We start from the raw sequence: 19137 nt of genomic DNA, 5'->3' as shown, positions 1-19137 counted from the left end.
GAGTACGCCATGAGTGGCCCGCAAAAAGCCAATGACCTGCTGGGGCAAATCCCCAAAACCAAAGGCTTGCCGCCGGTGCACTTGTGGAATCCGGATTTCTGCGGCGACATCGACATGCGCATCGCCCGTGACGGCACCTGGTACTACCTGGGCACGCCGATCGGGCGCAAGCCAATGGTCAAGCTGTTCTCCACCATCATCCGCCGCGACGGCGATGATTATTTCCTGATTACTCCGGTTGAGAAGGTCGGGATCAAGGTCGATGACGCGCCATTTGTGGCGATTGCCGTCGAGGTGGAAGGCGAGGGGGAGGCGCAACTGCTGCGCTTTACCACCAACGTCGATGAAACCACCGAGGCCGGTCCCGAACATCCGATCCGGGTCGAAATCGATCCGACGACGCAAGAACCTGCCCCTTACGTGCATGTGCGCACCAACCTCGAAGCGCTGATCCACCGCAACGTGTTCTATCAGTTAGTGGAGCTGGCTGTCAGCCGTGAGATCGACGATCAGCGATGGTTGGGTATTTGGAGTGGCGGTGAGTTTTTCCCGATAGGTCTTGAACCTTGAGATGTTGTCCGCCTGGCGCCACTGCGCAGATCGAGCCCGCTTGAATCCTTTCCGGCAGCTGCTATAGCTGTAGTGTGGCAAGATGCCACTCGCCAGAAGGGGCATGGAAATGAACAGACATCAAGTCGGTGCGCTGACGTTGATCGTTTTGCAGACGGGATGCAGCTCATGGGTACAGAAACCGGACACCGTACTGATTCGAGAGCATGATCAGAGCAGTTACACGATTCATCATGACGTTGAAACAGTCGCGAAGAATTATTGGGTTTATACAGCCCTCGCGGCGAATGCCTATCACTTGAAATGGCCTGATTACAAGCAACAACTGGTGCAGGCCAATATCAAACAAGTGACCGAGCCCTTATCCAAGCAGTTCGAGCGATCGTGTAAACCTCACAGTGATGTGACGATCCCCACGCCCGGCTGGTACGCATGGACTCAGTTCCCTGGACCCAATCTGGCCAAAAAGGCTGAGAAAGCGAAGTTGTTTTTCAGTGTATGGGAGCATCGAACGGGCAAGGGAAGCAGTGACGTTTCCGAGGTCGCTATCGTTTTTCGTGGTACCGAGGGTGATCAGCGTCAGGACTGGGAATCCAATGCTCGCTGGTTCATCCCGACAAAACTGCGTGGCGAAGACCAATACGATATAACGCGAGATATTGTGGCTCGGGTCTTCGAGGATGAAATACAGACCCGCATTCGCCAGCATCGACTGCCGCCTGATGTGAAGGTCGTTGCTTTGGGGCATTCCCTTGGAGGCGGTCTGGCGCAGCAGTTGGCCTATGCAATGCCCAGATCCAGCGAGCACCTGATCAAAGTTTCAAAAGTCGTGGCATTCAACTCCTCCCCTGTCACTGGTTGGCTCAGTACCCAGAATCCCCCCCGCGATGAAAATACTCATGGATTGGAAATTGACCGCGTTTTCGAACATGGCGAAGCGCTCGCTTACGTGCGGTTGGTCATCAATATGATTGTCCCGCCGCAAAAAAGGGATTCGCACGTCAGGGATCTGCGGTTCAACTTCTTGACCAGCGCTGGGGGTGTTTCCAATCATGGAAGCCAGTTCTTTGCCTGTCGCTTCGCGGAAGTGGCGGGGGCAACCAAGGACGTCGTTTATACCGAAAGTTTTGCTGACCAGGCAGTGCCATTGATCTCACCTCCGGCCCCCTGAGGTCGGTCGCTTCGGGGGGGATGAGTTGTACCCCTGAGGCCTTGTGTCCGCCAGCCTAAAAATCCCGATTGACGTTTAATCATATGATGATTAGCTTGGGCATCCACAGCGAACGGCTTCGGAGTGTCCATGTCGAGCAGTTTCCACGCATCAACGGTTGACTGGCTGGGTGCCTGGATTGCCGCCGGCCAGGTCAAGCCGGGGCAGGCGATCAAGGTCGAGGCCGATCTGGGCGAGCAGCTCGGTGTCAGCCGCACGGTGATCCGCGAAGCCATCAAGACCCTCGTCGCCAAAGGCATGCTCGAAGTCGGGCCGAAAGTCGGCACGCGGGTGTTGCCGATCAAACGCTGGAACCTTTTCGATCCGCAAGTCGTGGGCTGGCTGTCGCGCAGCGGCCTGCCGGAAAACTTCGTCGATGACCTGCTCGACCTGCGCCGCACCATCGAACCGATGGCGGTGCGCTGGGCCTGCGAGCGGGCGACCGTGGAACAGGTGCAAGCGGTGCAGCAGGCTTACAACGCGCTGGAACGGGCAGTGGACAGCGGTATCGATTACAACCGTGCTGACCAGTTCTTCCACGAATGCATTCTCGCCGCCAGCCACAATCAATTCATCGAGCAAATGGTGCCGGCCCTCGGCGCATTGCTCGCCGTGTCCTTCGAAGTTTCTGCGGCCGATCCCGATGAATTGCGCCGCACTCTGCCCATCCACAAAGACATGGCCGACGCCATCGCCGCCCGGGATGCCGCGCGCGGGGTGTGGGCCTGCATGACCCTGATCGACAATGCCGACCTGGCCATCAAGCGGTTCTACCCGCAGGTGATGGCTGACAAAAAAGCCAGCTGACAAAAACAACAAGACAGGAGGTTGCATGACGTGGACTGCGGTGACAGAGCATCGGGCGCAACTGGGCGAAGGCCCGTTCTGGGATGCGCCTACCCAGGCGCTGTACTGGGTGGACATTGCTGGCAAGCAGGCGCTGCGGCTGATCGGGCAGAACGTGCAGATCTGGCAGATGCCGGAGCACGTCTCGGCGTTCATTCCCTGCGCCAGCGGCGACGCGCTGGTGACCCTGAGCAGCGGCGTCTACCGGCTCGATCTCGATTCCCCCGGACTTGAGCCGCGACTGACGCTGTTCTGCATAGCCGATCCGCAACCGGGCAACCGCGCCAACGAGGCACGTTGCGATGGCCAGGGCCGCTTGTGGCTCGGCACCATGCAAAACAACATCGGCGAGCAGGGCGAGGATCTGCCGATCACGCGTCGGTCCGGCGGTCTGTTCCGGGTTGATCCGGATAAACGCGTCACGCCATTGCTGCGCGGCCTGGGCATTCCCAACACGCTGCTGTGGAGCGACGACGGCACCACGTTGCTGTTCGGCGACAGCCTCGACAGCACTTTGTACCGCTACTTCATCCACACCGACGGCAACCTCGACCCCGCCCAGCCCTGGTACAGCTCCGATCAGCCCGGCGGTCCGGACGGTTCGGCGATGGACGCCGAAGGCTACGTGTGGAACGCCCGCTGGGACGGCAGCTGTCTGCTGCGCCTGACACCGGATGGCCAGATCGACCGCAAGATCGATCTGCCCATCAGCCGTCCGACCAGTTGCGTATTCGGCGGCGCCGACCTGAAAACCCTGTACATCACCAGCGCCAAAAGTCCGCTGAACCACCCGCTGGACGGCGCTGTGCTGTCGATGCGGGTTGATGTCGCCGGAAAGCTCTGTACGCGATTCGCGGGTTAAATCCCATAATGTGGGATGCAAAATTATATATTGAGATTATTCGGCGGTCGGGTTTATAGTCGGCTCCAGCAGTAACACGCACTCACACTTAAAAAGAACAAAACAGGTGAAGTGATGCAGCGAATTTCCATCGCACTCCAAAGCGGAGTCAGCGCTTCGGACCGTTTCGGTGCCGCGGCCTGCGCTCGCCTGTTTTGTTTCAGAAGCCTTCCAGACCGGTCATCGTCAGATGCCCGGTTTTTTTATGCTTTCGAACAGGAGTCCTGATTCATGGCTGAACCTCTGTCCTTGCCACCGGTGCCCGAGCCACCGAAAGGCGAGCGTCTTAAAAACAAGGTCGTATTGCTGACCGGCGCCGCCCAAGGCATCGGCGAAGCGATCGTCGCGACCTTTGCCTCGCAGCAGGCCAAACTGGTGATCAGCGATATCCAGGCTGAAAAGGTCGAGAAAGTCGCCGCGCACTGGCGCGGGCAGGGCGCCGATGTGCAGGCGATCAAGGCCGACGTCTCGCGTCAGCAGGATCTGCACGCCATGGCCAAACTGGCCATCGAGCTGCACGGTCGTATCGACGTGCTGGTCAACTGCGCCGGGGTCAACGTGTTCCGCGATCCGCTGGAAATGACCGAAGAAGACTGGAAGCGCTGCTTCGCTATCGACCTCGACGGCGCCTGGTATGGTTGCAAGGCCGTGTTGCCGCAGATGATCGAGCAAGGCATCGGCAGCATCATCAACATTGCCTCGACCCATTCCACCAACATCATTCCCGGCTGCTTCCCGTACCCGGTGGCCAAGCATGGCCTGCTCGGTCTGACCCGCGCGCTGGGCATCGAGTACGCGCCGAAGGGCATTCGCGTTAACGCCATCGCCCCGGGTTACATCGAAACCCAGCTCAACGTCGATTACTGGAACGGCTTCGCCGACCCACACGCCGAACGTCAGCGCGCCTTCGATCTGCACCCACCGAAACGCATCGGCCAACCGATCGAAGTGGCAATGACTGCTGTATTCCTGGCCAGTGATGAAGCGCCGTTCATCAACGCCTCGTGCATCACCATCGATGGTGGTCGCTCGGTCATGTACCACGACTGACAAAAGCGGGTTTCAGGTGGAAAGGTCCGCCTGAAATCCAATCATCATACGATATGACTATTGTCGTCATGATTAGCAGGAAACGCTTCGACCGCTTTAACGTTTTTCAAATAACGCTCAAGAAAAATAACAAGGAGTCTGCTTATGAAACGTCGTTTCGGGATTCGTACCCTGTGCAGTACCGCGCTGGCGGTCACTGCGTTCAGCCTGAGCAGTTCGCTGCTGGCCGCCGATCCGGTGAAGATCGGCTTCCTGGTCAAACAGGCCGAAGAGCCGTGGTTCCAGACTGAATGGGCCTTCGCCGAGAAAGCTGCCAAGGACAAAGGCTTCGAGCTGATCAAGATCGCCGTGCCGGACGGCGAGAAAACCCTCTCGGCCATCGACAGCCTCGCGGCCAACGGCGCCAAGGGCTTCGTCATCTGCCCGCCGGATGTGTCCCTCGGCCCGGCGATCATGGCCAAGGCCAAACTCAATGACCTGAAAGTGATCGCCGTCGACGACCGTTTCGTCGACGCCAATGGCAAGTTCATGGAGGACGTGCCGTACCTCGGCATGGCCGCCTTCGAAGTCGGCCAGAAGCAGGGCGCCGCCATGGCCGCCGAGGCGAAAAAGCGTAACTGGGACTGGAAAGACACCTACGCGGTGGTCAACACCTACAACGAACTCGACACCGGCAAGAAGCGCACCGACGGCTCAATGAAGGCCCTCGAAGACGCGGGCATGCCGAAAGATCACATTCTGACCGCCGCCCTGAAAACCCTCGACGTACCGGGCAGCATGGACGCCACCAACTCGGCGCTGGTCAAGCTGCCGAGTGCGGCGAAGAACCTGATCATCGGCGGCATGAACGACAACACCGTGCTCGGCGGCGTGCGCGCCACTGAAGCCGCCGGGTTTGCCGCGGCCAACGTGATCGGTATCGGCATCAACGGCACCGACGCGATCGGCGAACTGAAAAAGCCCAACAGCGGCTTCTACGGTTCGATGCTGCCGAGCCCGCACATCGAAGGCTACAAGACCGCCGAGATGATGCACGAGTGGGTCACCACCGGCAAAGAACCACCGAAGTACACCGCGATGGACGACGTCACCCTGATCACCCGCGACAACTTCAAGCAGGAGCTGGAGAAGATCGGCCTGTGGAACTGACGGCAGCGGCGGCCCGGGCAGCCGGGCCGCTTGAACGGTGTGATGAGGTGGCTTAAATGCACGCGCAAGTACAGACACAAGAACACAGCGCCAGCGGCAGCCTGCGTTTCAACGGGATCGGCAAGACCTTCCCGGGCGTGAAGGCGCTGGACGGCATCAGTTTCGTCGCGCATCCCGGGCAGGTTCACGCCTTGATGGGCGAGAACGGCGCCGGCAAATCGACGCTGCTGAAAATCCTCGGCGGCGCCTACATTCCGAGCAGCGGCGAGCTGCAGATCGGCGATCGGACGATGGCGTTCAAGTCCACTGCCGACAGCATCGGCAGCGGCGTGGCGGTGATTCACCAGGAACTGCATCTGGTGCCGGAAATGACCGTGGCCGAGAACCTGTTTCTCGGTCACCTGCCGGCCAGTTTCGGCCTGATCAATCGCGGCGCGCTGCGCCAGCAAGCCTTGGCTTGCCTCAAAGGACTGGCCGATGAAATCGACCCGCGGACCAAGGTCGGACGCCTGTCCCTCGGCCAGCGGCAACTGGTGGAAATCGCCAAGGCGTTGTCCCGAGGCGCGCATGTGATTGCTTTTGACGAACCGACCAGCAGCCTTTCGGCGCGGGAAATCGACCGGTTGATGGCGATCATCGGCCGGCTGCGCGACGAAGGCAAAGTCGTGCTTTACGTCTCCCATCGCATGGAAGAAGTGTTCCGCATCTGCGACGCGGTGACGGTGTTCAAGGACGGTCGCTACGTGCGCACCTTCGACGACATGAGCCAGTTGACCCATGATCAACTGGTGACCTGCATGGTCGGGCGCGACATTCAGGACATCTACGATTATCGCGGTCGCCCGCGCGGTGCCGTGGCGCTGAGAGTCGATGGATTGCTCGGCCCGGGCCTGCGCGAGCCGATCAGTTTCGATGCGCACAAAGGCGAGATTCTGGGCCTGTTCGGACTGGTCGGGGCAGGGCGCACCGAGCTGTTCCGGTTGCTCAGCGGTCTGGAGCGCAACACCGCCGGACGTCTGGAATTGCGCGGTCATGAACTGAAACTGCGTTCGCCCCGCGATGCGATTGCTGCCGGGATTCTGCTGTGCCCGGAGGATCGCAAGAAGGAAGGCATCATCCCGCTCGCCAGCGTCGCCGAGAACATCAACATCAGTGCGCGCGGCGCGAATTCCGGGCTCGGCTGCCTGCTGCGCGGGATCTGGGAAAAGGGCAACGCCGAGAAACAGATCAAGGCTCTGAAAGTGAAGACGCCCCACGCCGGGCAACAGATCAAGTTCCTGTCCGGCGGCAATCAGCAGAAAGCCATTCTCGGCCGCTGGCTGTCGATGCCAATGAAAGTCCTGCTGCTCGACGAGCCGACCCGGGGCATCGACATCGGCGCCAAGGCCGAGATCTACCAGATCATCCATAACCTGGCGGCCGACGGTATTTCGGTGATCGTGGTGTCCAGTGATCTGATGGAAGTGATGGGCATTTCCGACCGCATTCTGGTGCTGTGCGAGGGCGCCCTGCGTGGCGAAGTCGGCCGCGACCAGGCCAACGAATCCAACCTGCTGCAACTGGCTTTGCCGCGCCACCGCGCTGACGGCGTGGCGAACTGAGAGGTGACTATGATGACAACCCAAAACGAAACCCTGCCGACCGAGCGCAAACCTCTGGATATGCGGCGCTTCCTCGACGACTGGGTGATGCTGCTGGCGGCGGTGGGTATTTTTGTCGCCTGCACCTTGCTGATCGACAACTTCCTCTCGCCACTGAACATGCGTGGCCTGGGCCTGGCGATTTCCACCACCGGGATCGCCGCGTGCACCATGTTGTATTGCCTGGCATCGGGACATTTCGACTTGTCGGTGGGTTCGGTGATTGCCTGCGCCGGTGTGGTGGCGGCGGTGGTGATGCGCGACACCAACAGCGTATTTCTCGGCGTCAGCGCGGCGCTGGTGATGGGTCTGATCGTCGGCTTGATCAACGGCATCGTGATCGCCAAGTTGCGGGTCAATGCGCTGATCACGACGCTGGCGACCATGCAGATCGTCCGTGGCCTGGCTTACATTTTTGCCAACGGCAAAGCGGTGGGCGTGTCCCAGGAATCGTTCTTCGTGTTCGGCAACGGCCAGTTGTTCGGCGTGCCGGTGCCGATCCTGATCACCATCGTCTGCTTCCTGTTTTTCGGCTGGCTGCTGAATTACACGACCTACGGGCGCAACACCATGGCCATTGGTGGCAACCAGGAAGCGGCGCTGCTGGCAGGGGTGAATGTTGATCGCACGAAGATCATCATCTTCGCGGTGCATGGGGTGATTGGTGCGCTGGCGGGGGTGATTCTGGCTTCGCGGATGACTTCGGGTCAGCCGATGATCGGGCAGGGGTTTGAGTTGACGGTGATTTCGGCTTGCGTGCTCGGCGGGGTGTCGCTGAGTGGCGGGATCGGGATGATCCGGCATGTGATTGCCGGGGTCTTGATTCTGGCGATTATCGAGAATGCGATGAACCTGAAGAATATCGACACGTTTTATCAGTATGTGATTCGTGGGTCGATTCTGCTGTTGGCTGTTGTCATTGACCGTCTGAAACAGCGCTGAAATCAAAAGCTCCCTCACCCCAGCCCTCTCCCGGAGGGAGAGGGAGCCGACCGGGGTGTCTTGCGCTCTACATTGACCTGAAGAATCCAATCGATTATGGATTCGGCAAAGCCTTTTCAGGTCGACGTACCTCCCGAATATCCCCCATTCAGTTCCCTCTCCCTCCGGGAGAGGGCTAGGCGGGCGGCGTTCCGATGAGGGCGCTCTGATCTTCCCGCCTTCCGTCACCCCACCCAAAATTTCCCTTGCCCGTCTCAACCCGTTTCGGTTATCACTTTGTACATGATTAGACAGGTACGATTTGACAAGAAACAACGGGTGGTCGACGAGCTCGTCCGACGCATCGAAAGCGGCCTCATGGAGGACGGCTTTCTGTTGCCCGGCGAGCATCAGTTGGCTCAGGAATTCAACGTCAGCCGTGGCACGTTGCGCGAAGCGCTGGCCGAACTGAAGCGGCGCAATTACATCGCCACGCAAAGCGGGGTCGGCTCCATCGTCACGTTTGACGGTGTGGTGCTCGACCAGCGCAGCGGCTGGGCCCAGGCCCTGGCCGACAGCGGGGCGATGATCAATACCGACGTGCTGCGTCTGGAGGCCGTGACTCGTGCGGATCTGCTTGCGCGTTTCGGCTCCGATCAATTCATTCTTCTCGAACGTCGCCGCCGTTCCAACGATGGCACGGCGGTGTCCCTTGAACGCTCTCTGATGCCCGCCAGCGGAGGCCTGGAAAGCCTGCCGCGGGTCGGCCTGATCGACAACTCCCTGACCATCACCCTGGCCGCCTACGGTTACATCGGCGAGCGCGGCGATCAGTGGATCGGTGCCGAACCGCTCAACGCCGTGGACGCCGAACTGCTCGGCCGTCCGGAAGGCACGGTGTTCCTCAAGGCATTGCGCACCACCTACGACCGGCAAAACCGCTTCATGGAGCAGGTCGAAAGCCTGCTCGATCCGGTGCATTTCCGTCTGCACCTGCAATTTGGAGAATCGAAATGACCGCCCTCGACCGTGCCTTGGGCGCGTTTTATGGCCTTGCCCTGGGTGACGCGCTGGGCATGCCGACCCAATCCCTGAACCGCGAAACCATCAAGCAGCGCTTCGGCCAGATCACCGATCTACAGGACGCCGGGCCCTTGCAGCCGATTGCCGCGAACATGCCCAAGGGCTCGATCACCGATGACACCGAACAGGCGATTCTGGTCGGCGAGTTGCTGGTCGAAGGCAAGGGCCGGATCGAACCGGCGGTGCTCGCGCAACGGCTGATCGAATGGGAAGCCGAGATGCAGGCCAAGGGCTCGCAGGACTTGCTCGGCCCCTCGACCAAACGCGCAATCGAAATGATCCTCGCCGGCCACTCGCCGGAAGAGGCCGGGCGCTACGGCACCACCAACGGCGCAGCGATGCGCATCACCCCGGTGGGCATCGCGGCGGATGTCGCCGACCCCGAGCGCTTTATCGCGGCGGTGGTGCAGGCCTGTCAGGTCACTCACAACACTACCCTGGGGATCTCCAGCGCGGCGGCGGTGGCGGCGGTGGTCTCGGCCGGCATCAACGGTCTGGATCTGGGCGAGGCGCTGAACCTCGGCCAACAGATCGCCCAGCAAGCGGAAGCGCACGGGCACTGGGTGGCCGGTGGGCGCATTGCCTCGCGGATCAGTTGGGCGCGCAGCATCAGTGTCGAGAGCGACCCGGTGTTGCTCGCGGATCTGCTGTACGACGTGATCGGCACCTCGGTGGCGTCGCAGGAGTCGGTGGTGGTGTCGTTCGCCCTCGCGCAGCAAGTCGCGGTCGGTGAAATGACGCCGTTCGATGCGCTGTGCATGGCCGCGAGCCTGGGTGGCGACACCGACACCATCGCCGCGATTCTCGGTGCCATGCTCGGGGCCTGCCTGGGCCTGCAGAGCTGGCCGGCGCCGATGATCGAGACGGTGAAGGCCGTCAATGGTCTGGAGCTGGAACCGTTGGTGCAGGGGCTTTTGGCCTTGCGCTGATTGAACTGACGCCATCGCTGGCAAGCCAGCTCCCACAGGGACCGTGCAAACCTCAAGGTTCACTTCGAACCTGTGGGAGCTGGCTTGCCAGCGATGGCCGCACCACAATTCTTGAATATTCACCCGCAATGGATCGCGCAGACAGGCCCAGGAAGGGCGGAATGTCTGGTCGTTCTGCGTCATTGCCACAACCACAATAAAGGCAAACAGGAGCATTTTTCATGAGTTCATCGAACGCCGGGCAAAGCGCCGGGCAACTGGAAACCCGGGGCATCGAACCGGTGCCGGAAGGCGAGTGCAACGGCCATCCGCTGCAACTGTTCTGGGTCTGGTTCGCGGCCAACATTTCCATCCTCGGCCTGCCGCTGGGCGCCACGCTGGTTGCGTTTCGCGGCCTGGCGATCTGGCAGGCGATCATCGTCGCCATCCTCGGCGCTGCCGGTTCGTTCGCGGTGGTGGGGATCATCTCGATTGCCGGTCGTCGCGGTCGTGCGCCGAGCCTGACTTTGTCGCGGGCGATCTTCGGTGTGCGCGGCAATATCGGCCCGACGCTGGTGTCGCTGATGTCGCGCCTGGGCTGGGAAACCGTCAACACCACCACCGCCGCGTTCGTGCTGCTGTCGTTGTGCTCGATCCTGTTCGGCTCGCCGGTGGAAGCCAAAAGCGCGCCGGTGCTGACCCTGATCTTTATCGCGATTTTCGTGCTGCTGACCCTGTCGGTGTCCGGCCTCGGCCACGCCACCTTGCTGGTGATCCAGAAGTGGGCGACCTACGTGTTCGGCGCGCTGAACATTCTGGTCGGCGGCTTCCTCTGCGCGACCATCGACTGGAGCGCGGTGTTCAACGCCACGCCGGCGCCGATGAGCGCGATGATCATCGGCATCGGCACCATGGCCGCCGGCACCGGGATCGGCTGGGCGAATGCCGGCGCCGACATGTCGCGCTATCAGCATCGCAGCGTCAAAGCCGTGCGTCTTGTCGCTTCGGCGGCGTTCGGCGCGGGGATTCCGCTGGTGCTATTGATCACCCTCGGCGGCCTGCTGTCCGTGGGCAACAACGACCTCGCTTCGGCCACTGACCCGATCGTGGCGATCCGCGACATGCTGCCAACGTGGATGGCCGTGCCGTACCTGATCACCGCATTCGGAGGCCTGCTGCTGTCGAACAACCTGTCGGTGTACTCCGCCGGTCTGACCACGCTGACCCTCGGCCTGAAGGTCAAACGCGTGTACGCGGTGGTGGTCGACATCGTTGCGATCTTCGCCGGTTCGATCTACTTCATGCTGATCGCCGACAGCTTCTACGGCCCGTTCATTACCTTCATTTCCCTGCTGGCAGTGCCGATCACCGCGTGGGTCGGGATCTTCGTGGTCGACCTGATTCACCGTCACTACTACAGCCCCAAAGACCTGCTCGACGTCAGCCCGAGCAGCGCCTACTGGTACAGCGGCGGCATCGAGTGGCGCGCGTTCGGCGCGTGGGCGATCGCGATCGTGCTGGGCTTCAGTTTCACCACCATCGGCACCACCGCCGAGAACGTCTGGTTCAAGGGCTTCCTGTCCGACTCGTGGCTGGGCCACAACGGCCTCGGCTGGATCGTGACGTTCGTGGTCGCCGGCGGCATTTACTTCGTACTCGGCGGGGCGAGAGATCGCCGCGCTGCGCAATCCGAGAATGCTCATGCCTAAGATGTTGCACACCGGCCAGGTCATCATCGACCTGGTCATGGCCGTGGAGGCGCTGCCGCAAATCGGCGGTGACGTGCTGGCGCAGTCCGCCAGTTTCGAAGCCGGCGGCGGCTTCAATGTGATGGCTGCCGCTGCGCGCAACGGCTTGCCGGTGGTCTATCTCGGTCGTCATGGCAATGGGCGTTTCGGTGATCTGGCACGGCAGGCGATGGACGCCGAAGGCATCCGCATCGGCATCGAACAACCTGCAGAACGTGACACCGGGATCTGCGTGGCGCTGACCGATGCGTCGGCCGAGCGCAGTTTCATTTCCTACATCGGTGCGGAAGGCGAGGTCACGACGGCGGAGCTGAACAGCGTCGCCGCCGAGACGGGGGACTACGTCTACGTCAGCGGCTACAGCCTGCTGCACAGCGGCAAGGCCCAGGCGTTGCTGGACTGGACGCTGGCGCTGCCGAAGACGATCAACGTGGTGTTCGATCCGGGCCCGCTGGTGGAATCGCCGGACTCACCGATGATGCAGGCGTTGCTGCCGCGCATCGATGTGTGGACCAGCAACAGCGTCGAAGCGCTGCGTTTCACGGGCGCGGCGGACATCGAAACCGCGCTGGACCGATTGACCGTGCACCTGCCACGGGAGGTGCTGATGGTCGTGCGCGACGGTCCGCAGGGTTGCTGGATTCATCAGCGCGGTGAACGTCAGCATGTGCCAGGTTTCAAGGTGCAGGCGGTGGACAGCAATGGCGCGGGCGATGCGCACGCCGGGGTATTTGTTACCGGGCTGGCGCAAGGGCTGGCCGCTCACGAAGCCGCAAGGCGCGCCAACGCTGCGGCTGCGTTAGCGGTCACTCGCTGGGGCCCGGCGACCGCTCCTGGCACGGCCGAGGTTGATGTGCTGATCAGCAAAAAATGCACTGACTGAACGATCGCAATCGCTGGCTTGCCAGCGATAAGGCCTTCAGCCGTTACATCCAGTCTGGACCTAGCCGGCTCTGCGCAACGCCGCAATCAACTCATCCTTTCGCATCGACGAACGCCCGGGGATTTTCCGCTCCCGGGCCTCCTTGCGCAGGCTGTCGACCGTCTGCACTTCGCGTGAAGCCTTGCTGTCGCGCGAATGTCCCTCACGACTCACCGCCGCGCGCCGCGCTGATTCCTTGCGATCCTCGGCCTTGGCGTTGGCAGGTTTCCGGCGCCCGGAACCTCCGGCCTTCTCGCCGCCGCCGGACTGTTTGTTCACAGTCGCCCAAGCGCGGGCTTCAGCTTCGTCCTTGGACATCCCTTTGTTCTGATAGCTGTCTTCAATGTGTTCGGCTTTGCGCTTCTGTTCTTCAGTGTATTTGACTTTGCTTCCACGAGGCATGGCGAGTCTCCTGGTGGCTGGATGAATCCCGGTATGAACCGGCGCAGGCATTGCATTCGAACACTGCTTGCGCCAGTGACTGGAAGCGTCAGGTATCGAGTTTACGCGCCGCTTCCACACCCGCAGCGCTGAGCTTGATCGGCAGATTCAGCGAATGTTCTCCCGCTTCATTGCAAGTGATGTGTCCGTGATGAATCAGTCCACGCTCCTGCAGGGCAGCGAGGGCACTGGCCACGACTTTCTCGCCGCGATAATTGTCCAGCACCTCTTTGCCGAGGCCGCTTGGGTGAGCATGCAACAGGCGGGTGAGGACTTCTTTTTCCAGGTTTTTATCGACGTTCATGGTTACCTCTTCAGGGAAGTGGATAAGACACGTTGCGTGGATGCAGCACGGATTACTGACCTGCGCCTTCAGAGCCCGAACCACCCGTGGTGGTTTTCGAGCCGACGCCGGGGCCTGCGTTGTCGGGGGCGGCCGGAGCGTCGGGGGTGTTCATCCCGCCCTGACGACCGGGATCGCTGCCCTGGGTGCGAGGATCGGTTCCCGTCGCGGGTGGCTGATTGATCAGCGGAACACCCGAGCCGTCGGTATTCATACCGGGGGCGCTGTTGATGGCGGGGGCTCTTGGCTGGGTAACCGGATCGGTCGGCCCGGTACCGGCAGCGGTAGTCGAGGCGGCGAATACCGCCGGGCTGAGGAGGGTAGCGAATACGAGCGCAGTCAACCTTGACGAGATCATAGAGTGTCTCCAGTGATTGAAATCCTTACCTCCTTTTGGTCTGCCGTCGTGAAAGATTGGTGCCTGATGATCGACGAACGGTTCAGAAGGGCTGAGTGCTTTCGAGGCCGATCTCTTCCTTGAATTGCTCCATAAAATCTTTCAAGCGTCGATGGCGTAGCTGTGCCAGACGTTGGCCGGCAACGGTCTGGAATCCGTCTGCGAGGTGCAGCAGTTTGGTCTGGAAATGATCGAGGCAGAATCGCTTGTCGTCGTAGTCCCTATCCCGGGCCTCGGGATCGTGCGGGTCATACAACGCGCTGCCCATGCGTCCGGCCGTGTAAAAGGTGCGGGCGACGCCGAGCATGCCGAGGGAGTCGAGACGGTCGGCGTCCTGCATCAGTCGCGCCTCGAGGGTGAGCGGTGTGATGTTGGCGGAAAAGCTGTGGGCTTCGATGGCGTGGGTGACAGCGTCGATTTTGGCGTCGGGCCAATGCATGTTCGCCAGCACCTTCGAAGCTTTTTCCGCAGCCAGACGCGATGCCTGTGAGCGCAGCGGCGAGTTCTTTTCCACCCCGACGCAATCGTGCAGCAACACCGCTGCCAGAAGGACTTCAAGGTCGCCGCCTTCGTCGGCCTGCAAGGTGCGCGCGTTGTGCCAGACCCGTTGCAGATGCGACAGGTCATGAGCGCCGTCTTCCGACGGTTCCAGCGCGTGGGGCAGCAGTTCGGCGGCGAGCTCCGTGAGAGGTGAAAAAACGAGATTGTTCATGGGAGTCCTTGCGAGTCATCGGCCGCGCTAGCCTAATCCGTGGATTGCCATGTGACGAGCGCCGCGCGCCGCCTTAGTATGGCGTTTTCCTTTTTCCGACAAGGCCCGTCCATGACGATCGAAATCCGCCCGGCGACCCCCAGCGATGCACCGCAAATCCTCGCGTTCATCACCGAATTGGCAGACTTCGAAAAGGCCCGTCACGAAGTCATCGCCAGCGTCGCCGACATCGAGCGCAGCCTGTTCAGCGAAGGCGCCACGGCCCACGGTCTGATCTGCCTGCGCGACGGAGTACCGATCGGTTTTGCGGTGTTCTTCTTCAGCTATTCGACCTGGCTGGGCAGCAACTGCCTGTACCTCGAAGACCTGTACATCACTCCGGAACAACGGGGCGGCGGCGCCGGCAAAACCCTGCTGCGCCACCTCGCGAAAATCGCCTGCGCCAACGACTGTGGCCGGTTCGAATGGAGCGTGCTGGACTGGAACACCCCGGCCATCGAATTCTACAAATCCCTCGGCGCCCAGCCGCAGGAAGAGTGGGTGCGTTATCGCATGGATGGCAAGGTATTGCGCGAATTTGCCGAGGGCTGAACAAATAGTGGCAATCTGATTGCTGATTCGATTGTCCAAACCGCTCTGGTCCGGCATTCTACGCGCCATTTTTGCGCGCTCACGGACGACACCTGCAATGCCTCTGGCACTCTTTCTCCACGCCCGTGGAGCCTTCGCTGCGTCAACGAGTGACCGGCGATGAGCGGACTACGGGCGTCGATCCGTCTGTACGGCCTGGTCAAAAACCTCGGCTCAAGCGACAACCCGAACCGCCAACCGGTGGACATCCTCTGCACCCTCAACCGCCTGGGGGGCAAGGCCATCCGTGCGTTTGTCTCGCGCCTCGATGCCGAGCTGATGTCACGCAGTGCGGGCTTCGACGACTACCGCGTGATACCGCTGCGCACGTTCGATCCGAACGGATTCATCGATGCACATCAAGGCTGGCTGACCCTGCACGTGTGCTGCGGTTTTGTCGCGCCTGCGGGACAATCGATTTTCCACCAAAGCGTGCTGTCGCCGATGGGCTGGTATGTCTACTCGCAAACCGGCCGCTGGACAGCCGAGCGTTATCTGGAACTCGGCCCGCAGATGGCCGAGCTGCTGCAAACCACCTACGACCAGCATCGACTGACCGGCTACAACACCTGGCTCAACCAACTCGACGACGCTACATCCGCCGAGTTGAACTGGTTTGCCGATGAAGCCTGGCAACAACTGCAAACCCTTACACCTCCGAACAGCCGCGAGCATTGTCACGCGCTGTTTGATTCCGTCGACAACCGCTGGCGTTTCGCCGCGACCGACGTCGATCTCTATCAGCCTCACCCGGAACCTCTGAAGCAAGGAGCTTTGAATTGAGTGGCAAACCCGCTGCACGCGTCACCGACCCAACCGCCTGCCCACTGCCGGGCCACGGCAACAACCCGATCGTCTCCGGTTCGCCGGACGTGTTCTTCGACGGACTCCCCGCTGCGCGAATGACCGATAAATCGGCGTGCGGCAGCCCGATCACCGGCGGTGTTTCCGCCACGGTCTTCATCAACGGCCTGAATGCCGCGATGCTCGACAGCACCGGCGGGCATGGCAATGTCGTAGTCGGTGGGTCGGGGACGGTGATTATTGGACAGAGCGGGGGAGGGGCGGCGTTTAGTGGGTTGTTGCCGATGCCGGTGCATTTCAATGATCGGATGCAGGTGATTAACGAAATTACTGGTGAGCCCATGCCAAATCACCCTTACGCGATTCAACGCGCTGATGGGAGCGTGGAGCACGGCGTAACCAATGACGCGGGCTTCACCCATACGGTGAGTTCGCATTTGCCTGAGTCGATCAAGCTGTTCGTGGAGTAGGAAACGTATGACAGCTGAAAATCCTGCTCTGAAAGGGTGTAAAAGACTGGTCGTGACCCACGACCTGACCTGCAAAACGGACGGAACAGTCAAGCAGGCCACGATCACTCCCAAAAAGATTGTTCTGTTTTTTGTGGGTGGTGCGGGTGATAAAGAAAGTTATTACGGCACAGGCCCCAATAATAACGTTGCTGACGTCATGAAGGTGTTCGTTAGGGATATGGAGGCTGAGGGTATTTGTTCTGATAATTATGATGCCCACCATATTGGTTATAACTATTTTATTAGTGATGATGATCTAAAAAAGAATGTGCTGGAGAAGATTGCTGATGTGACCACGCCTGTATATATAATTGGGCATAGCTTGGGCGGTTGGAATGGTGCGCACCTGTCAGCTGTATTGACTGATAAGGGGTATCGAATTCCGTGTCTGGTTACACTCGATCCGGTTGGCGAAGGAAAAATCGTGTGGGGGGTTTCTAGCATCTACCGTCAGGAACCGAAGCCGAAGGCGGAATATTGGGTTAACGTCAGAGCCGATGCCAAAGACTGGAATTTTTCCGATCTCGTAGCCGATTTTGGAGAGCAATGGGATATGAAAAGTGGGCCCAATATGAACGGGCGAGTGAATGTGAATCACGCCGATGCCTGGGTTATCTACACATCAGTCCTGCAAAGTGGCATCTCGGCCAGAGACGCTTTGATGCAGGTTGTTGTTACTCATTTTAAAGGACGGAAATGTGCGTAATATAATTTTATGCATGGCTTTCTTGCTTTGCACTTCCTGTGCGATAAATCATGGCAAGCCCATTGCTCATTTACAATACGTTGGTGTTGAACGTTATTTGGATAGGGCCATTTATCAGGTGCGTTTCTCGTCCGATGTTGATGTTGTCAATCTTTTCAAATCAAAAATAAGCCAGACGCTGATGTGTTCTTTTGAGGGCGATTTTGATTTTTCGGCAACTCACTCTGCGGGTAGATATGGAGAGGGTTTTATCGAGCCTGAAATTTCAAGTGCCGGGCCGGTTTTCAGGGCGGATGTTTTATTTTTCGAAAGAAAAAACGATACCAGTGAAAAAATCATTGAAGGTGAGGCGTTGAGGTCTTTATTAGTGGGCCGAGAGTCTATTGTCTGTAAGGTCAGAATTAATTCCTACTCCTATAAAATATATTTGTCGGAGGACATGAAGGTTCCAACGGCAGATCTGTTAAGAGAGATCGATAAGTTTTAAACGGGCTGCGATTGCTGCTCAGCTAGCTGTCCGATTTTTTAGGAATTCGAATCCCAAAATATGGGATGCAAAATTACATATTGAGATTTTCCATCTGGGAGGTCTATAGTCCAGCTCACTCACTGCCAATAACAAAACAGGTGAAGCGATGCTGGCGCAATTGATCGCGCTCGATTGGGGGACGACCTCACTACGTGCTTACAAACTCGCGGCGGGCGGGCAGGTGCTGGCGCAGCGGTCGCTGTCGTTCGGGATCATGCAGTTGCCGAAGACGCCGCGGGTCATCAACGGTCGTGAATGCGCGGACGGTTTTGAACTGGCGTTCGACGAGGCGTGCGGCGACTGGCTCGACGCGCAACCCGGCTTGCCGGTGATCGCCTGTGGCATGGTCGGCAGCGCTCAGGGCTGGCGCGAAGCGTCCTACCGCGATACACCGGCCAACGTGGCCGATCTCGGAAAATCCCTGCAAACCGTTCGCAGTCTTCGCGGTGTCGATGTGCACATCGTGCCGGGTGTGATTCAGCGCTCGACGCTGCCGAACGTGATGCGCGGCGAAGAAACCCAGGTCCTCGGCGTCCTGCAGAATCTGCCGGTCGAGGCGGGCAACGATCTGCTGATCGGCCTGCCGGGCAGTCATTCGAAATGGGTGGAAGTGGCCGACGGCTGCATCACCCGCTTCGACACCTTCATGACCGGCGAAGTGTTCGCCGTGCTCAGCGAACACAGCATTCTCGGCCGTACCCAACAGCACAGCGCGACGTTCGACGCCGAGGCCTTCGATCGCGGCGTGCAGGTGGCGTTGTCGGCAGAGGGCGACATCGGCGTGCTGTCGACCCTGTTCAGCGCCCGCAGCCTGGGCCTGACCGGTGAACTCAGCGCCACCGCTCAACCGGACTATCTGTCCGGCCTGCTGATCGGCCATGAACTGACGGCGCTGGCCGCCGTGCAACGGCGCCGACGCAACAGCACACATCTTCCTTCGATCATCCTCATCGGCAACGCGCAGTTGTGCGCCCGCTACAGCCGGGCCCTCGACGCCTGCGGTTTTGCCCGGGTGACCCTGGCCGAGCAAGCCACCGAGCGTGGTCTGTGGCAACTGGCGCTCGCCGCCGGACTGATCGATTCCTCATCCCGTTAACCCTGACTGGAGGCCTGAC

Annotated in this window: 22 protein-coding genes; 18 read left to right on the top strand and 4 right to left on the bottom strand. The window is 60.1% G+C overall.

Annotated elements, in window-relative coordinates; translation table 11 throughout:
* Positions 1-9: 9 nt before the first annotated feature.
* The 12 genes from CAF74_RS01165 to CAF74_RS01110 all read left to right on the top strand — a co-directional run bounded on the left by CAF74_RS01165 (position 10) and on the right by CAF74_RS01110 (position 12909).
* Complete coding sequence (locus tag CAF74_RS01165; RefSeq protein WP_085745054.1) at positions 10-570, top strand: DUF1285 domain-containing protein; 561 nt, start codon at positions 10-12, stop codon at positions 568-570.
* A gap of 109 nt (positions 571-679) precedes the next feature.
* A complete protein-coding gene (locus tag CAF74_RS01160) occupies positions 680-1741 on the top strand; it encodes a DUF6792 domain-containing protein (protein ID WP_158247723.1) in 1062 nt (353 codons plus the stop codon).
* Positions 1742-1870: 129 nt separating this feature from the next.
* Positions 1871-2587, top strand: coding sequence for a FadR/GntR family transcriptional regulator (locus CAF74_RS01155; RefSeq protein WP_007950814.1), 717 nt, complete (start codon positions 1871-1873; stop codon positions 2585-2587).
* Positions 2588-2612: 25 nt separating this feature from the next.
* Complete coding sequence (locus CAF74_RS01150; protein WP_085745052.1) at positions 2613-3488, top strand: SMP-30/gluconolactonase/LRE family protein; 876 nt, start codon at positions 2613-2615, stop codon at positions 3486-3488.
* 270 nt (positions 3489-3758) lie between these two features.
* Positions 3759-4577 carry an SDR family oxidoreductase gene (locus CAF74_RS01145; protein ID WP_085745051.1) on the top strand — a complete coding sequence of 273 codons (819 nt, stop codon included), beginning with the start codon at positions 3759-3761 and terminating at the stop codon, positions 4575-4577.
* A 144-nt stretch (positions 4578-4721) separates the two neighbouring features.
* Positions 4722-5726 (top strand): substrate-binding domain-containing protein, encoded by a 1005-nt coding sequence (locus tag CAF74_RS01140; protein WP_085745050.1) that lies wholly within the window; start codon positions 4722-4724, stop codon positions 5724-5726.
* A 56-nt stretch (positions 5727-5782) separates the two neighbouring features.
* Entirely contained in the window at positions 5783-7327 is a 1545-nt protein-coding gene (gene araG / locus CAF74_RS01135; RefSeq protein WP_085745049.1) for an L-arabinose ABC transporter ATP-binding protein AraG, read from the top strand.
* Between the two features lie 12 nt (positions 7328-7339).
* Positions 7340-8308, top strand: coding sequence for an L-arabinose ABC transporter permease AraH (gene araH / locus CAF74_RS01130; RefSeq protein ID WP_011335422.1), 969 nt, complete (start codon positions 7340-7342; stop codon positions 8306-8308).
* Between the two features lie 282 nt (positions 8309-8590).
* Entirely contained in the window at positions 8591-9304 is a 714-nt protein-coding gene (locus CAF74_RS01125) for a GntR family transcriptional regulator (protein ID WP_085607311.1), read from the top strand.
* The gene (locus CAF74_RS01120) at positions 9301-10299 is read left to right on the top strand and encodes an ADP-ribosylglycohydrolase family protein (RefSeq protein ID WP_085745048.1); all 999 of its coding nucleotides are present in this window, start codon (positions 9301-9303) and stop codon (positions 10297-10299) included. The genes CAF74_RS01125 and CAF74_RS01120 overlap by 4 nt, the downstream gene beginning before the upstream one ends.
* A gap of 221 nt (positions 10300-10520) precedes the next feature.
* The gene (locus tag CAF74_RS01115) at positions 10521-11987 is read left to right on the top strand and encodes a cytosine permease (protein ID WP_085683520.1); all 1467 of its coding nucleotides are present in this window, start codon (positions 10521-10523) and stop codon (positions 11985-11987) included.
* The gene (locus CAF74_RS01110) at positions 11980-12909 is read left to right on the top strand and encodes a PfkB family carbohydrate kinase (protein ID WP_085745047.1); all 930 of its coding nucleotides are present in this window, start codon (positions 11980-11982) and stop codon (positions 12907-12909) included. Before CAF74_RS01115 ends, CAF74_RS01110 begins: the two co-directional genes overlap by 8 nt.
* Positions 12910-12969: 60 nt before the next feature.
* Here the strand turns inward: CAF74_RS01110 and CAF74_RS01105 are convergent, their stop codons facing one another.
* The 4 genes from CAF74_RS01105 to CAF74_RS01090 form a co-directional block, all read right to left on the bottom strand.
* Positions 12970-13350, bottom strand: a complete 381-nt coding sequence (locus CAF74_RS01105; protein ID WP_085745046.1) for a Rho termination factor N-terminal domain-containing protein — start codon at positions 13348-13350, stop codon at positions 12970-12972.
* 88 nt (positions 13351-13438) lie between these two features.
* On the bottom strand, positions 13439-13693 hold the full coding sequence (locus CAF74_RS01100) for a hypothetical protein (protein WP_011335416.1): 255 nt from the start codon (positions 13691-13693) through the stop codon (positions 13439-13441).
* A 52-nt stretch (positions 13694-13745) separates the two neighbouring features.
* Complete coding sequence (locus tag CAF74_RS01095; RefSeq protein WP_039770633.1) at positions 13746-14090, bottom strand: hypothetical protein; 345 nt, start codon at positions 14088-14090, stop codon at positions 13746-13748.
* Between the two features lie 82 nt (positions 14091-14172).
* Positions 14173-14841 carry an HD domain-containing protein gene (locus CAF74_RS01090; protein WP_085745045.1) on the bottom strand — a complete coding sequence of 223 codons (669 nt, stop codon included), beginning with the start codon at positions 14839-14841 and terminating at the stop codon, positions 14173-14175.
* 111 nt (positions 14842-14952) lie between these two features.
* Between CAF74_RS01090 and CAF74_RS01085 the strand changes: the two genes are divergently transcribed.
* From CAF74_RS01085 to CAF74_RS01060, 6 genes are all read left to right on the top strand, one after another.
* The gene (locus CAF74_RS01085; protein ID WP_085607298.1) at positions 14953-15432 is read left to right on the top strand and encodes a GNAT family N-acetyltransferase; all 480 of its coding nucleotides are present in this window, start codon (positions 14953-14955) and stop codon (positions 15430-15432) included.
* 159 nt (positions 15433-15591) lie between these two features.
* Positions 15592-16254 carry a hypothetical protein gene (locus CAF74_RS01080; protein WP_085745044.1) on the top strand — a complete coding sequence of 221 codons (663 nt, stop codon included), beginning with the start codon at positions 15592-15594 and terminating at the stop codon, positions 16252-16254.
* Entirely contained in the window at positions 16251-16745 is a 495-nt protein-coding gene (locus CAF74_RS01075) for a PAAR domain-containing protein (protein WP_074688083.1), read from the top strand. The genes CAF74_RS01080 and CAF74_RS01075 overlap by 4 nt, the downstream gene beginning before the upstream one ends.
* Positions 16746-16752: 7 nt before the next feature.
* Positions 16753-17493 (top strand): alpha/beta fold hydrolase, encoded by a 741-nt coding sequence (locus CAF74_RS01070; protein ID WP_085745043.1) that lies wholly within the window; start codon positions 16753-16755, stop codon positions 17491-17493.
* Positions 17486-17980, top strand: coding sequence for a hypothetical protein (locus tag CAF74_RS01065; RefSeq protein ID WP_129972527.1), 495 nt, complete (start codon positions 17486-17488; stop codon positions 17978-17980). The genes CAF74_RS01070 and CAF74_RS01065 overlap by 8 nt, the downstream gene beginning before the upstream one ends.
* 148 nt (positions 17981-18128) lie before the next feature.
* On the top strand, positions 18129-19118 hold the full coding sequence (locus CAF74_RS01060; protein ID WP_085745041.1) for a 2-dehydro-3-deoxygalactonokinase: 990 nt from the start codon (positions 18129-18131) through the stop codon (positions 19116-19118).
* The last annotated feature ends 19 nt before the right edge of the window (positions 19119-19137 follow it).

The organism is Pseudomonas sp. R45(2017) (genome assembly GCF_002112305.1).
In the GTDB taxonomy this organism is placed as follows: Bacteria; Pseudomonadota; Gammaproteobacteria; order Pseudomonadales; family Pseudomonadaceae; genus Aquipseudomonas; species Aquipseudomonas paraglycinae.
This window is presented reverse-complemented; position numbering and strand designations above follow the sequence as displayed.

Bases quoted from the DNA above. Each gene is read 5' to 3' on its own strand.
- CAF74_RS01115 (WP_085683520.1), top strand. From the start codon at position 10,521: ATGAGTTCATCGAACGCCGGGCAAAGCGCCGGGCAACTGGAAACCCGG.
- CAF74_RS01100 (WP_011335416.1), bottom strand. From the start codon at position 13,693: ATGAACGTCGATAAAAACCTGGAAAAAGAAGTCCTCACCCGCCTGTTG.
- CAF74_RS01165 (WP_085745054.1), top strand. From the start codon at position 10: ATGAGTGGCCCGCAAAAAGCCAATGACCTGCTGGGGCAAATCCCCAAA.
- CAF74_RS01120 (WP_085745048.1), top strand. From the start codon at position 9,301: ATGACCGCCCTCGACCGTGCCTTGGGCGCGTTTTATGGCCTTGCCCTG.
- araG (WP_085745049.1), top strand. From the start codon at position 5,783: ATGCACGCGCAAGTACAGACACAAGAACACAGCGCCAGCGGCAGCCTG.
- CAF74_RS01155 (WP_007950814.1), top strand. From the start codon at position 1,871: ATGTCGAGCAGTTTCCACGCATCAACGGTTGACTGGCTGGGTGCCTGG.
- CAF74_RS01160 (WP_158247723.1), top strand. From the start codon at position 680: ATGAACAGACATCAAGTCGGTGCGCTGACGTTGATCGTTTTGCAGACG.
- CAF74_RS01085 (WP_085607298.1), top strand. From the start codon at position 14,953: ATGACGATCGAAATCCGCCCGGCGACCCCCAGCGATGCACCGCAAATC.
- CAF74_RS01150 (WP_085745052.1), top strand. From the start codon at position 2,613: ATGACGTGGACTGCGGTGACAGAGCATCGGGCGCAACTGGGCGAAGGC.
- CAF74_RS01070 (WP_085745043.1), top strand. From the start codon at position 16,753: ATGACAGCTGAAAATCCTGCTCTGAAAGGGTGTAAAAGACTGGTCGTG.
- CAF74_RS01125 (WP_085607311.1), top strand. From the start codon at position 8,591: ATGATTAGACAGGTACGATTTGACAAGAAACAACGGGTGGTCGACGAG.
- CAF74_RS01110 (WP_085745047.1), top strand. From the start codon at position 11,980: ATGCCTAAGATGTTGCACACCGGCCAGGTCATCATCGACCTGGTCATG.
- CAF74_RS01145 (WP_085745051.1), top strand. From the start codon at position 3,759: ATGGCTGAACCTCTGTCCTTGCCACCGGTGCCCGAGCCACCGAAAGGC.
- CAF74_RS01080 (WP_085745044.1), top strand. From the start codon at position 15,592: ATGAGCGGACTACGGGCGTCGATCCGTCTGTACGGCCTGGTCAAAAAC.
- araH (WP_011335422.1), top strand. From the start codon at position 7,340: ATGACAACCCAAAACGAAACCCTGCCGACCGAGCGCAAACCTCTGGAT.
- CAF74_RS01140 (WP_085745050.1), top strand. From the start codon at position 4,722: ATGAAACGTCGTTTCGGGATTCGTACCCTGTGCAGTACCGCGCTGGCG.
- CAF74_RS01090 (WP_085745045.1), bottom strand. From the start codon at position 14,841: ATGAACAATCTCGTTTTTTCACCTCTCACGGAGCTCGCCGCCGAACTG.
- CAF74_RS01105 (WP_085745046.1), bottom strand. From the start codon at position 13,350: ATGCCTCGTGGAAGCAAAGTCAAATACACTGAAGAACAGAAGCGCAAA.
- CAF74_RS01095 (WP_039770633.1), bottom strand. From the start codon at position 14,090: ATGATCTCGTCAAGGTTGACTGCGCTCGTATTCGCTACCCTCCTCAGC.
- CAF74_RS01060 (WP_085745041.1), top strand. From the start codon at position 18,129: ATGCTGGCGCAATTGATCGCGCTCGATTGGGGGACGACCTCACTACGT.